13 protein-coding genes are annotated in these 13,283 nt (G+C 64.8%); 10 read left to right on the top strand and 3 right to left on the bottom strand.

Translation table 11 applies throughout. From position 1 onward, the window contains the following. Positions 1-3: 3 nt before the first annotated feature. From gspH to ACL0K2_RS12830, 6 genes are read left to right on the top strand one after another with little or no spacing between them, the layout of a single operon-like run. Positions 4-579, top strand: a complete 576-nt coding sequence (gene gspH / locus ACL0K2_RS12855) for a type II secretion system minor pseudopilin GspH (protein ID WP_045160095.1) — start codon at positions 4-6, stop codon at positions 577-579. Next, positions 576-980, top strand: a complete 405-nt coding sequence (gspI, locus tag ACL0K2_RS12850; protein ID WP_045160096.1) for a type II secretion system minor pseudopilin GspI — start codon at positions 576-578, stop codon at positions 978-980. The genes gspH and gspI overlap by 4 nt, the downstream gene beginning before the upstream one ends. Next, positions 977-1,699, top strand: a complete 723-nt coding sequence (gene gspJ, locus ACL0K2_RS12845; RefSeq protein WP_045160097.1) for a type II secretion system minor pseudopilin GspJ — start codon at positions 977-979, stop codon at positions 1,697-1,699. Before gspI ends, gspJ begins: the two co-directional genes overlap by 4 nt. Further along, entirely contained in the window at positions 1,696-2,679 is a 984-nt protein-coding gene (gspK, locus tag ACL0K2_RS12840; RefSeq protein WP_045160099.1) for a type II secretion system minor pseudopilin GspK, read from the top strand. The genes gspJ and gspK overlap by 4 nt, the downstream gene beginning before the upstream one ends. Positions 2,680-2,682: 3 nt before the next feature. Next, positions 2,683-3,825, top strand: coding sequence for a type II secretion system protein GspL (gspL, locus tag ACL0K2_RS12835; protein WP_045160100.1), 1,143 nt, complete (start codon positions 2,683-2,685; stop codon positions 3,823-3,825). Beyond that, positions 3,822-4,334 (top strand): type II secretion system protein M, encoded by a 513-nt coding sequence (locus tag ACL0K2_RS12830; RefSeq protein ID WP_045160101.1) that lies wholly within the window; start codon positions 3,822-3,824, stop codon positions 4,332-4,334. Before gspL ends, ACL0K2_RS12830 begins: the two co-directional genes overlap by 4 nt. A gap of 55 nt (positions 4,335-4,389) precedes the next feature. Here ACL0K2_RS12830 and ACL0K2_RS12825 read toward each other — a convergent pair whose 3' ends face one another. From ACL0K2_RS12825 to ACL0K2_RS12815, 3 genes are all read right to left on the bottom strand, one after another. Then, a complete protein-coding gene (locus ACL0K2_RS12825) occupies positions 4,390-5,793 on the bottom strand; it encodes an aminoacyl-tRNA deacylase and HDOD domain-containing protein (protein WP_045160102.1) in 1,404 nt (467 codons plus the stop codon). A 77-nt stretch (positions 5,794-5,870) separates the two neighbouring features. Further along, positions 5,871-7,946 (bottom strand): ATP-dependent DNA helicase RecG, encoded by a 2,076-nt coding sequence (recG, locus tag ACL0K2_RS12820; RefSeq protein ID WP_413042781.1) that lies wholly within the window; start codon positions 7,944-7,946, stop codon positions 5,871-5,873. Positions 7,947-7,949: 3 nt separating this feature from the next. After that, on the bottom strand, positions 7,950-8,870 hold the full coding sequence (locus tag ACL0K2_RS12815) for a hydrogen peroxide-inducible genes activator (protein WP_045160104.1): 921 nt from the start codon (positions 8,868-8,870) through the stop codon (positions 7,950-7,952). A 168-nt stretch (positions 8,871-9,038) separates the two neighbouring features. Between ACL0K2_RS12815 and ACL0K2_RS12810 the strand changes: the two genes are divergently transcribed. The 4 genes from ACL0K2_RS12810 to ACL0K2_RS12795 all read left to right on the top strand — a co-directional run bounded on the left by ACL0K2_RS12810 (position 9,039) and on the right by ACL0K2_RS12795 (position 13,231). Further along, positions 9,039-9,899 carry an oxidoreductase gene (locus ACL0K2_RS12810; RefSeq protein ID WP_045160105.1) on the top strand — a complete coding sequence of 287 codons (861 nt, stop codon included), beginning with the start codon at positions 9,039-9,041 and terminating at the stop codon, positions 9,897-9,899. Positions 9,900-10,202: 303 nt separating this feature from the next. Then, positions 10,203-11,375: a zinc-dependent alcohol dehydrogenase gene (locus ACL0K2_RS12805; protein ID WP_045160106.1), complete on the top strand. Its 1,173-nt coding sequence runs from the start codon at positions 10,203-10,205 to the stop codon at positions 11,373-11,375. Positions 11,376-11,446: 71 nt separating this feature from the next. Continuing rightward, the gene (locus ACL0K2_RS12800; protein WP_045160107.1) at positions 11,447-11,971 is read left to right on the top strand and encodes a hypothetical protein; all 525 of its coding nucleotides are present in this window, start codon (positions 11,447-11,449) and stop codon (positions 11,969-11,971) included. A gap of 327 nt (positions 11,972-12,298) precedes the next feature. After that, positions 12,299-13,231 carry an AEC family transporter gene (locus ACL0K2_RS12795; RefSeq protein WP_045160108.1) on the top strand — a complete coding sequence of 311 codons (933 nt, stop codon included), beginning with the start codon at positions 12,299-12,301 and terminating at the stop codon, positions 13,229-13,231. The last annotated feature ends 52 nt before the right edge of the window (positions 13,232-13,283 follow it).

Below are 13,283 nucleotides of genomic sequence, written 5' to 3'. Positions count from 1 at the left end.
TCGATGCGCCGGGCGCGCCGGAGCGGCGGCTTTACGCTGATCGAGCTGCTGGTGGTGATCGTCATCCTCGGCAGTCTGGTGGGCTTGGCGGTGCTGTCGATCGGCAACACCGGCTCTTCCCGTGAGGTCCGCGACGAAGCGCAGCGACTGGCGACGCTGATCGGTCTGATGGCCGACGAGGCCGTGCTCGACAGCCGTGAGTACGGCCTGTTGATCAGCCATGACGGCTACCGGGTCATGCATTACGACGAGGCTGAAGCACGTTGGCGTGATGCCGGAGATGACAAGGCGCACAAGGCCCCGGAGTGGATACGGCTGGAGCTGGAGCTCGATGGCGCACCCCTGAAGCTGGTGGCACCGGTCAAGCACGAGGACGACCCTATCGGCCTGTCCAAGGAGGGTGACCGCGAGCGCCGCCGTGCGCCTCGCGTGCAGCCGCAACTGTTGATCCTGTCCAGCGGCGAGCTTTCGCCCTTTACCCTGACCTTTTCCGATCAGCGACCGGACGGCACCGGCTGGGTCGTCTCCAGCGATGGCTTTCGTATGCCGCGTGCCGAACCGCAGGACGCGCGCCGATGAGTCGCACACTGCTGCGCTCGCGCGGCTTCACCTTGCTGGAAGTAATGGTGGCGCTGGCGATCTTCGCCATCGTCGCCGCGGTGGTGCTGACCGCCGCCGGACGCAGCGTGAACAATGCCGGGCGGCTGGAGGCGCTGACGCTGGCTGGCTGGATAGCCGACAACCGTCTCACCGAGCTGCAACTGCAACAGCCGGCGCCGAGCATCGGTCGCGAGGACCAACAATTGGAATTCGGCGGCCGCCAATGGCAGGTGCTCAGTGAGGTGGAAACCAGCGGAACGCCAGGCCTTTTGCGCATCCGCGTCTGGGTGGCGGCCGCTGAGCCACGCCGCAGCAATTCGGCGTCGATCGAACAGCGCGCCGTCACCAGCCTGACCGGTTTCGTCGGGGCCGAGCCATGACCAGCCGAGCGCGGAGGCGCCTAAGCGTGGCGGGTTTTACCTTGCTGGAATTGCTGATCGCCATCGCCCTGTTCGCGCTGCTGGGCCTGGCGACCTACCGCATGCTCGAAGCCGTATTGCGCAGCGACGAGGTGGTGCGCGCCCAGGAAACCGAACTGCGTGAGCTCGGTCGGGCGATGTGGCGGCTCGAGCAGGATCTGGTTCAGGCCGTGCCGCGTCCCGTGCGCGACGGTTACGGCGATGAGCAGAACGCCTTCGTCGGTCAGCTGTCGAGCTCCGAAGGCGGCGCTTCCCTGGAGTTGACCCGTAGCGGCTGGCGTAACCCCACCGGGATGCGTCGATCCAATCTGCAGCGGGTGCGCTGGCACCTCGCCGGTGACAGCCTGGAACGGCTCTACTGGATCGTGCTCGACCGCGATCTGGATAGCGCGCCACGGGTGCAGCGAGTGCTCGATGATGTGACCGAGCTGCGCCTGCGTTATCTGGACGCGGAAGGCGCCTGGCACGATGAATGGCCGCCGTTCGAGTTCGGTCGTGGTGACCCGGAGGAGCAGGCCCGGCGCTTGCCAGTGGCCGTCGAGGTGTCCTTCGATCATCAGCGCTACGGCACCATTACCCGCTTGCTGCGCCTGCCCGATGGCCCGGCGCCAGCGCCTCAGTTCATTCAGCCGGACTCCCAAGGAGTGCCCGAACCGGAAGCCGAGGATGAGCTGCAATGAAGACCCAGCGCGGCGTCGCCTTGATCACCGTGCTGTTGGTGGTGGCCATCGTCACCGTGGTCTGCGCCGGCATGATCGCTCGCCAGCAGCTGTCGATCCGTGGCACCGCCAACCAGGCGCAGGCGCGCCAGGCCTGGCATTACGCCCTTGGCGGAGAAGCCTTGGCGCGGTCGATCCTGCGCCGCGATTCGCAGACATCGGGCAACGGCACCGAACGACCCGCCATCGATCATCTGCTCGAGCCTTGGGCGTTGCCGCAGCCGGCCTACGACCTCGACGAAGGCCAGGGTCAGGTTCAGGTCCGCATCGAAGATCTGACGGGGCGCTTCAATCTCAACAGTCTGGTGCGCGAACAGCAGCCCAATGCCGCGGCGCTGGCGCAGTTCCGTCGGCTGCTGCTGCGCCTGCAGATCAGCGAACCCTACGCCGAGCGCCTGCTCGATTGGCTGGACAGCGATCAGCAGCCCAGTGGCGAGTTGGGCGCCGAAGACAATGCCTATCTGCTGCTCGATCCGCCCTACCGCACCGCGGGACGGCGTCTCGAAGATATCTCCGAGCTGCGCTTGCTGCTCGACATGCGCGATGAGGACTTCCAGCGCTTGGCGCCCTATGTCAGCGCACTGCCGGCGGATACCCCGTTGAACGTCAACACGGCCAGCGCCATGGTGCTGTCGAGTCTTGCCGACAGCCTCAGCCCGAGCGCCGCCGAAGCGCTGGTGCAGGCGCGTCAAGCCGGTGGCTTTCGCGATGTCGCGAGCTTCATGGCGCAACCGGCGCTTGGCGGTGTCAAATTGGAAAGCACCAGCGTCGCGGTGACGAGCCAGTTCTTTCAGGCCACCAGCGAGGTGCGTCTGGCTGACCGCCGGTTGGCATTGGTGAGCCGGCTGCGACGTGAGGACGACGGCGAAATCCGTGTCCTCCAGCGAAATCTGGGGCAACCGCCACGGCTGCTCCGTCCAACTAACAATGGAGAACGATAGCCGATGGACTGCCTGTTTCTGCCTGCCGATTGCGGCCCCCGGCTTGACGCGGACGCTCAAGTCTACTGGCTGCCGGGCGAGGGCGAAGGTGGCTGGATGCCGTTGGCCAGCTGTGCCGAGCAGGCACCGGTCGCGGTGACGCTGGTGCTGCCGGCCGAGGTCTGCAGCGCCTTCGCAGTCAACCTGCCGACGCGTAAGGCGCGCTGGATCAACCAGGCTCTGGCCTATGCCGTCGAAGAGCTGCTGGCCGAGAACGTCGATGATCTGCATCTGACCCACGGCGATGCGCTGGAAGACGGCCGGCGGCGGGTCATCGCGATCCGTCGACAGCTGCTGGCCGATTGGCTGGAGGATTTGCAGGCGCTGGGGCTGACAGTCGTTGCCATTCACGTCGATGCCGACCTTCTGCCCCGTGACGGCACCCAGCTGCTGTTCATCGATGGGCGCGCGCTGCTGGGAGGCGTTCCGGAAGCTCGGCTCGCCTTCGATAGCAGTCAGTGGCCGCACTTGGTCGCACAGTGTCCGATACCTCGTCATGGCCATGGCACCTTCAACGAGCCGCCCGAATCGCTCGATGATTACCAGCAATTGGACGATCCCTATCGCTTCCTTGCATCGGGACGCGCTGGCGCGCTGAACCTGGCTCAGGGTGACTTCGCCGTGCAGGCCGCCGGCAGCGGGCTGGGGCAGTGGAAGCCAGTGCTGCTGGTGCTCGCGTTGGTGCTGGCGGTGCAACTGATCTTCAATCTGGTCCAGGCCTGGACATTGGAACGGCAGGCGGAGCGTTACGCCGAAGCCAGCCGCGCGCTGTACAGCGAGCTGTTTCCGGAGGACCGGCGCATCGTCAACCTGCGTGCGCAGTTCGACGAACACATCGGCCAGAGCGCTGGTACCTCAACGGGCTTCATGCGGTTGCTGGACGAAGTGGCGCAGGCGATGGCCGAAGGCTTTCCGGTGACGATCAGTCAGCTGGACTACAACCAGGCCCGCGGCGACCTCGCCCTGCAGGTTCGCGCCAGCGACTTCGCGGCGCTGGAACAGCTGCGTCAGCGCCTGGGCGAGACCGGCGAAAGCGTGCAGCTGGGCTCGGCCAGCCGTGACGGCGACGCCGTCAGCGCGCGAGTGGTGATTGGAGGCCGAGGATGAACCTGAAACAACAGATGCGCGTGCGCCTGGCCGAATCCCCGCTGTGGATACGCTGGCAGCGACTGCAGCCCCGCGAGCGCCTGTCGCTGACCCTGCTCGGGGCATTCCTGGCGGTGGTGCTGTTCTATCTGCTGCTCTGGCAACCGGCGCAGCAGCGCGTGCGTGACGCCCAGGCGTACTTTCAGCAGACACGCGAGTTGCACGCCTACCTGGAACAGAACACCGAACTGGCCCGGCAGATGTCTCGCAGCAAACCGGTTTCGCTGGCACCTGAACAGTTGCAGGGGTTAGTGACGCAGAGCGCGCAGCAAAGCGGTCTGACCCTCGAAAGCTTCGATATCGGCAATGACGGCAGCTTGCAGGTGACCTTGCCCGGAGCGTCCTATGGCACCTTGTTGCGCTGGTTCGATGAGTTGCAGGCGGCGGGTGCGAGCCTCGCCGAGGTCAGCATCAGTCAGGTCGGCGAGGGGTTGGTGGATGCGCGGGTGAGTTTCCGCGCGGGCGGCTAGATTGTCGTGCAGTGCTTGGGCGGGCTCGGTCGGTTCCGTAGGCACCGCCCAGCCTTCAGTGTGGCGACTGGACCTGCGTCGCCAAGGCACGTAACGCGGCTTCGGCCTCGAGCACCTTGTTTACCACGTCGTTGGCTTTCTCGCGGCTCAGTCCGAGGTGATCGAACAGTGTCTGCGGGATTTCGCTGTAAGGGCCGGAGCCGATGCCACGATTGCGCAGCAGATGTACCGCGAGGCAGACCAGATTGGCGTGACTGGCATGCTCGCCCTGATAGTTGGGGTCATGCTGGAAGCGCAACGCCGTGGAGAGCTCGTCCGGCATGCCCCAGTAGCGCATCAGCCAGGCGCCGATCTGTTCGCGAGTGATGCCCAGCAAGTGCTGCTCGATCACGCTGTGGCTGAGATGCGGATTGACCTCCAGGTGCCGGCAGATCAGCGAGAAGTGAGGTGGAAAGACGTGTGCGAGCACCAGATAGCCAAAATTATGTAGCAGACCGGCCAGGTAGCTGATCCCCGCCTCCGGGCGCTGGGTGCGTGGAATGGCCCGATTCAAGCCCTCGATCACCGCCGCGGTGTAGATCGACTGCTGCCAGTACGGCGTTGCCTGTTGCGGTTGATCATTGGGCAGACTCAGGGTTTTACCCAGCGCCAGACCCAGCGCCAGGTTGATCACCAGATCGAAACCGAGCACCCGCACGATGGCATCCTCCACCGAGCGAATCTTGCCCGGGGCCGCGTAGTACGGCGAAGCGGCCCAGCTGACCACCTGCGCGGCCAGCGCCGGATCGGTCTCGACCACACCGGTGATGTCATCCACCGTGGCGTCCGGGTCGACGCGCAACTTAATGATTTTCTGCGCCGTCTGTGCCAACGGTGGAATCTCGATGGTTTCTTCCAGACGCTTCTGAATCCGTCGTGCGGTAAAGCTCTGCACGGCTTGGCTAATTTCGGCGCGGTCCTCTTCGGGACGGTCGAGGTTGGGCTTGATCTGGCTCAGCGGCGCCGCGAACCGGCCAGCGCTGGCCTTGCTGAGCAGCGTCTTGAAGTCATTGCTGGACAGGGCCAGGAGCAGACCCGGCTGGCCGGATTCGACCAGCAGCTCCGGTTGCTGTAGCAGCCGTTCTTCATATAGGCATGGCGAACTGGTCAGCGGCGGCAGGCCGGGCAGTACCTTCAGGTCGTGCTTGGCCAGCATGCGCATGAGTCGATCGGGCTTGACGGCCACCAGCTGACGTCCGGTCAATTCAACCAGGGAGGGCAGATCGAGTAGATGATCGCGGGGGTACAGTACCAACAGCGCACCGATGGCGTCGTCGACCAGAACCGCCTGTACGCGACGGGCGGGGTCCAGATCCGAGTGGTCCTCGCAGATGCGATAAGGCAGTGCCAGCTTGTCCAACAGCTGGACAATCATTGGCGCGAGCGTGATTTCTTTTGTTGTGTCGACAGCCGAGTTCATGAGCAAGTGATCCGTCTTATTCCCATGCGGCGCAGTATAGCCTCATGATTAGTGCGGTTTGGATTTACCGACGAGCGTCAGACCTGGCCATATTGCTGGCCATGGCGCAGCCAGCGCTCCAGCAAAGGACTGACATGCTGGGGCCAGTGTGCCAGTAAGGCTTGGGCTGCGTCGCGTACGGCGGGCAGCAGATCGGCATCGCGCATCAGATCGGCGACCTTGAACTGCAGCAGACCGGTCTGCCGCGTGCCGAGCATTTCCCCGGGGCCGCGCAGTTCCAGATCCTTTTCCGCGATGATGAAGCCATCGCAGGTTTCACGCATGATTCCCAGCCGTTCGCGACCGATCTGCGAAAGTGGCGGGTGATAGAGCAGTACGCAATGGCTGGCGGCACTACCACGACCGACCCGGCCGCGCAGCTGATGTAGCTGCGCGAGCCCGAGGCGTTCGGGGTTCTCGATGATCATCAGGCTGGCGTTGGGCACGTCGACACCCACCTCGATCACCGTGGTCGCCACCAGCAGCTGCAGCCGCCCTTCCTTGAATTCAGCCATCACCGCGGCTTTCTCGGCCGGCTTCATGCGGCCGTGGATCAGCCCGACGTTGAGCCCGCCGAGCGCTGCCGAGAGATCTTCGAAGGTGGTTTCCGCGGCCTGGCAGGTCAACTCTTCGGACTCCTCGATCAGGGTGCAGACCCAGTAGGCCTGACGGCCTTCGTTGCAAGCCGAGCGCACGCGCTCGATGACTTCCAGGCGGCGGCTATCGGCCACCAGCACGGTGTTCACCGGGGTGCGACCGGGCGGCAATTCGTCGAGGATCGAGGTGTCCAGATCGGCGTAGGCGCTCATCGCCAGCGTCCGCGGGATCGGCGTGGCCGTCATGATCAGCTGGTGCGGGCAGAGCCGGCCGTCGACGCCCTTGCGCCGCAGCGCCAGCCGCTGTTGCACGCCGAAGCGGTGCTGTTCGTCGATGATCACCAGGGCGAGACGCTTGAACTGCACTTCGTCCTGGAACAGCGCGTGGGTGCCGACCACCATCGGGCAGCCCGTGGCAATGCGATCCAGCGCCGCGGTGCGCGCCTTGCCCTTGAGCTTGCCGGCCAGCCAGGCGACCTCGATTCCCAGTGGTTCGAGCCATTTGCAAAAGGTGATGAAATGCTGCTCGGCGAGAATCTCGGTCGGCGCCATCAGCGCCACCTGATAGCCGGCCTCCAGTGCCTGTAGGGCAGCCAATGCGGCGACTACCGTCTTGCCGGCGCCGACATCGCCCTGTACCAGGCGCAGCATCGGTTCGTCCTGGGCGAGGTCATAGGCGATTTCGGCACCCACGCGTTGTTGGGCGCCGGTGGGCTGGAAACCGAGGTTTCGCAGGTAACGCTTAGGCAGCTCAAGCGCCACTGGCAGTGGCGGTGCGTGCTGGGCGCGGCTGCTTTCACGCAGACGCTGCATCGAAAGCTGATGGGTCAGCAGTTCTTCGAAGGCCAGGCGATGCTGGGCCCAGTGACGGCCCTCGGCGAGTTCTTCGAGATCGGCGTCCGGCGGCGGCCGGTGCAGGTAGCGGATGGCTTCGTCCAGGGGCGCCAGCCGATAGTCACGCGCGAGTTCGTCTGGCAGCCAGTCGGGCAGGCTGTGCGGGCCGAGCCGCGCCAGTGCTTGCTGCGTGAGCTGACGGAGACGCTGCTGGGTCAGGCCCTCGGTGGTCGGATAGATGGGTGTAAGCGTCTGCTCCACAGCGACCGCTTCGCTGTCGCTGAGCGCGCGATATTCCGGGTGATAGATTTCCAGGCCCGAGGCGCCGGGACGGGCTTCGCCGTAACAGCGCAGCTGGGTGCCGCGTTTGAGACCTTCCTTCTGAGCCTGGCTGAAATGATAGAAGCGCAGGCTGAGGCTGCCGCTGCCGTCATGCAGGCGCACCAGCAGGCTGCGCCGCCGACCCATGACTACATCGGCACCGGTGACCGTGCCTTCGACCACCGCATCCTGGCCGGGCCGCAACGCACCGATCGGGACGATACGGGTGCGGTCCTGGTAACGCAGCGGCAGGTGGAACAGCAGATCCTGCAAGGTTTCCAGACCGACCTTGGCGAGCTTTTCGGCCAATGCCGCGCCGACGCCCTTGAGTGCGGTGACCGGGACGGCCGCGAGCTCGCTCATGGGTCAGGCGTTCGCGGCCGGCGGCTTGGCGACCGAGCACAGGCGAATGGAGTCGGCCAGTACCTCGATGGCCTTCGGCCGCGGGAAGCTGGCGCGCCAGGCAATCGCCACGGTACGGAACGGCACCGGCGCTGTCATCGGACGGATGTCCAGCACGCCGGGGGAGTAGTGATGGCTGTCGACCGCCGACAACGGCAGGATCGACACGCCGAGGCCGGAGGCGACCATGTGACGGATGGTTTCCAGCGACGAGGACTCCACGGTGGTATGGCTCGGCGCCTCGCCCTTGCGGGCGGTCGGGCAGGCTTCGAGCACCTGATCGCGGAAGCAGTGGCCTTCGCCGAGTAGCAGCAGACTCTTGTCGTTGAGCATCTCGGCGTCGATGGTTTCCTTCTTCGACCATGGGTGGTTGGCCGGCATCAGCACGTAGAAGGGCTCGTCATACAGCGGCAGCGTCAGCACGTCGGCTTCCTGGAATGGCAACGCGATGATGATCGCGTCCAGCTCGCCAGTGCGCAGCTTGTCGCGCAGGATGTGGGTGAAGTTTTCTTCGATGTACAGCGGCATGTCCGGCGCCACGCGATGCAGCTGCGGGATCAGATGCGGGAACATGTAAGGACCGACGGTGTAGATAGCGCCGACCTTGAGCGGCGCCGCCAGCTGATTCTTGCCGGCCTGGGCCAGCTCGCGGATGCTCTGTGCCTGCTCGAGTACCTTCTGCGCCTGAGTGACGATGCCTTCACCGACCGGGGTCAGCCGCACCGCGCTCTTGGTCCGCTCGAAGATCAGCACGCCGAGCTCGTCCTCGAGCTTCTTGACCCCCACCGAAAGCGTGGGCTGGCTGACATGGCACCGTTCGGCGGCGCGGCCAAAATGCTGTTCCTGGGCAAGCGTGACGATGTAGCGCAGTTCGGTCAGTGTCATAGCGAGTTTCCATCAGAGTGCTGGCTAGCATAGCCTTTGCTCGGGTTCGAACCAACTATGCCCGACCCGTTCATCGTTGGCTGATCAGCGGCAAATTTCATGTGGCAGCGGTACACTTCTGCAAGGCGGGCCGATCAAGTGGTCCGCAACGGTTACGGAGCAACCGCCATGGCTATTCGTCCTTCTGTAATGATCGCCGGCTGCGGCGATGTCGGTATCCGCCTCGGATTGCAGCTGAGCCGAGCGGGCTGGACGGTCTATGGCCTGCGCCGCCAGGCAGCCGGCCTGCCGGTGCCGATCCTGCCGGTCAAGGGCGATCTGTCGGCCAGCGCGGTACCGCGCAGCTGGCCCAACGGTACGCTGGACTATCTGGTGTACGCCGCATCGGCCAGCCAGCATGACGAGGCGGGATACCGGGCCGCCTATGTCGACGGCTTGCGTAATGTGCTCGGCTGGCTGCAGCAGCGCGGCCAGCGACCCAAACGGCTGTTCTTTGTCTCCAGCACCGGCGTCTATGCCCAGAGCAGCGGTGAATGGATCGATGAAACCTCTCCCACCGAGCCCGCCGGTTATACCGGCCAGGTCATGCTCGAAGCCGAGCGGCTGGCACTGGATTGTGGCATTCCGGCGACCCGAGTGCGCATGGCCGGGCTTTACGATCCCGCTCGTCCCTGGATGCAGAATCAGGTCCGTGCCGGGCTGCGGGTCGACCGCGAGCCACCGCAGTACAGCAACCGCGTGCACCGTGACGACGCCGCGGCGCTGCTGGCCTGCCTGCTGCAGACCGATCTGAACGGCGGCGACCTGGAAGATTGCTATCTTGGGGTCGATGATGATCCGGCGCCGCTGCACGAAGTCATCGACTGGCTGCGCGAGCGACTCGGGGTCACCCATTGGGCCGAGCAGGCGATGACGCGTCGCGCCGGTAGCAAGCGTTGCAGCAATGCTCGTGCCCGCGCGTTGGGCTGGGTGCCGCAATATTCGAGCTATCGCAACGGCTACGCTTCCATCCGGCCCGGCAAAAACTGATCCACACGGCTGCAGCCGCTACAGCGGCTCGCGCCGCCTACGCACCCCGTCGAGCCGACCCTTTCGCGCGCCGAGCACAAGCGTGCGAAGCGTCGCGTGACGACAGTCCGTCGGTGACTACGCCGTCACGGCCATATTCCGGCAACTCTGCCGCAGCCGCGCTTACTAAAAATCTGATAGCACGCGCGCCGTAGCCTGCCGCATGGCAGCAATCGGGACAGGAGCAGCTGCCGCCCAAGCGGCGATCGATCAGGAAGAACCACCACGGCGGCGTTTCCGAACACCGAACCAGGAGATTTTTCCATGAGAGCTCTTCGCTGGCATGGCAAGCACGACATTCGCTGCGACAACCACGTCCCGGACCCCGCCATCGAGGATCCGCGCGACGCCATCATCAAGGTCAGTTCCTGCGCCATCTGCGGCTCAGACCTGCATCTGTACGACGGCTTCATGCCCGGCATGCAGCACGGCGACATCATGGGCCACGAGTTCATGGGCGAGGTGATGGAGGTTGGCTCGGCGAACAAGAAGCTCAAGGTCGGCGACCGCGTGGTGGTGCCCTTCACCATCGTCTGCGGTGAATGCGACCAGTGCCGGCGCGGCAATTTTTCCGTCTGTGAGCGCACCAACCGCAACAAGGATGTGGCCGACAAGGTCTTCGGTCACACCACCGCCGGGCTCTACGGCTATACCCATCTCACCGGCGGTTACGCGGGCGGCCAGGCCGAATACGTGCGAGTGCCCTACGCTGACGTCGGCCCGGTGGTGATTCCCGACGGGATGACTGACGAGCAGGTGCTGTTCCTTGGTGACATCCTGCCCACCGGCTGGCAGGCGGCCGCCCAATGTGACATTCAGCCCACCGACACCGTAGCCGTCTGGGGCGCCGGCCCGGTCGGCCAGTTCGCCATCCGCAGCGCGGTCATGATGGGCGCCGAGCAGGTCATCTGCATCGACAACGTGCCCGAGCGGCTGTCCATGGCTCGCGCCGGTGGCGCTATCACCATCAACTTCGACGAAGAAAGCGTGCTCGAGCGGCTCAAAGAGCTGACCCGCGGCAAGGGCCCGGAGAAGTGCATCGACTCGGTGGGCATGGAGGCGCACGCGGCGCGTTCGATCGATTCGATGTACGACCGCGCCAAGCAGGCGCTGATGCTCGAGAGCGACCGGCCGCACGTGCTGCGGGAAATGATCTACGTCTGCCGCCCGGCCGGGATCATCTCGATTCCCGGCGTCTACGGCGGGCTGATCGACAAGATCCCGTTCGGTGCCGCGATGAACAAGGGTCTGACCTTCCGCATGGGCCAGACCCACGTCAACCGCTGGACCGACGACCTGCTCAGGCGCATCCAGGAGGGCCAGATCGACCCGAGCTTCGTTATCACCCACAGCGTCAGCCTCGAGCAGGGGCCAGAGATGTACAAGACCTTCCGCGACAAGCATGACGGCTGTATCAAAGTGGTTCTCAAACCCTAAGGGCCGGGCCTCGCGTCTCGCTAGCGGGACGTGGTCGGCTGCTTCTCCAAGCCCCGAGGAGGGACTGATTCATGAGCGTTCCACATCGTGTCACCCATACCAACCATTCCGCCCGCACGCTGGCCCGTGGCCTCGGCTGGTTCAGTATCGGGCTGGGTCTGGCCGAAGTGCTGATGCCCGGCAAGCTGGCACGCTTTCTCGGCGTGCCCGGCAACGAGGGGCTGATCCGTGCCTGTGGTGCGAGAGAAATCGCCAACGGCGTCGGCCTGCTGCTCGCCGACGATCCCAAGCCCTGGATCTACGGCCGCATCGGCGGTGATGCGCTGGATCTAGTCGGTCTGGGCTTGAGCATCGAGAACGGCACCGAGCAGGTCAACGCAGCCATCGCCGCCGGTGCTGTGGCCGGCATCACCGCGCTGGATGTGTCCTGCGCGCGTGGTTTGGCCAGCGAAAGTGAGCCCGTTGTCGAATGGGATTACAGCGACCGCAGCGGTTTTCCCCAGTCGCCGGACGCCATGCGTGGGCGCGTCGAGGCGGAGTTTGCCGCGGCGCGGGCGGAGCCGAATGGGTATAGGCCCTCGACGATGGTGCATTAGGGGGGCAGGGCGCGAAGCGCTGCTGCTGGTCGACGGGTGTTGCGGGCCTGTGTCCGAGTCGCTTGATGGCCTGGTTTCGCCCAGCAGGGCGAAACCAGTGCCCCAGCCAGCTCCGCCATCGGGCCCTGGGCTCGGAAGTCAAAGTCCAAAAGCTTCGCGGTCAAGACCGCTCCCACAAAGCGCAATGTGCAGACGCAGGCGTTTTTGCTTAGTTTTTAGCACTGAAAAAGCAACTCGCCCCGAACAATGCGATAAGCAATTTTTTGCTAAGGTCTGCAGCCCGCCCCCGTACCGCTACCCCTGGCGGTCGTCACCCGATGAGAATCCATGTCCGCCGTCGTCAACGTCGTCCTTCCTGTCTTCGCCCTGATTTTCCTGGGATACCTGTGCCGCCGCACCGGTCGCATGGGTCCGACGGGCGCCTCCGAGCTCAACCGTTTCGTGGTCTGGCTAGGGCTCCCCGCTCTGCTGTTTAGCGTGGTCGCCAATTCAACTTGGGAGCAGCTCTGGCAGCCGGGCTTTATCACGGCGTTCTCGGTGGGCTGTCTTGGCGTGTTCGGCTTCACGCTTGGCTATCGGTTGTTGCAGAAACAACCCTTGGCCGACGCCAGTCTCGATGCGTTGGGCGCTTCCTATGCCAATACCGGCTATATCGGCATTCCGCTGTGCATGCTGGTGCTGGGCGACGAAGCGCTGCAGCCGGCGATGGTGGCGTCGATCATCGTCGTCTGCGTGTTGTTCGCTATCGCACTGGCCTGCGTGGAAACCGGGTTGCATGCCGGCCAGGGTTTCAGCCGCACGCTGGGCAAGGTTAGCGGCGCGCTATTGCGCAACCCCTTGGTGGTGGCGCCGTTGCTCGGAGGCGCATGGGCTGCGAGCGGAATGGATCTGCCGGTGCCCCTGGCGACACTGCTGAAATTGCTCGGTGCGGCGGCGGCGCCGTGCGCGCTGGTGTCGCTGGGACTGTTTCTCGCCCAACCGCAGCCCGGCGGCAAGGTCGCGGGCGTCTGGCCGCTGGTGGCATTGAAACTGGTGGTACAACCGCTGATCACTTGGTATCTGGCGTTCCAGGTTTTCCAACTGCCGACGCTTTGGGCCTACTCGGCGCTGCTGCTGAGCGCGCTGCCCACTGGTACCGGGCCCTACATGCTCGCCGAGTTCTATGGCCGCGAGGCCTCGCGGGTCTCGCGCGTGGTGCTGTATTCCACGTTGGGCTCGCTGCTGACCTTGTCAGCGTGTCTGGTTCTGTTGCCGGCATAGCGTGGAATCGCGAAGCATTTTTCCACTCGGTGACTGGCAAGGCGCCGCACGC

It is taken from the genome of Pseudomonas sp. YJ42, assembly GCF_047225135.1.
Lineage (GTDB): Bacteria > Pseudomonadota > Gammaproteobacteria > Pseudomonadales > Pseudomonadaceae > Stutzerimonas > Stutzerimonas stutzeri_E.
Note: the sequence above shows the minus strand (reverse complement) of the source record. Positions and strands in the feature narration are given on the sequence as shown.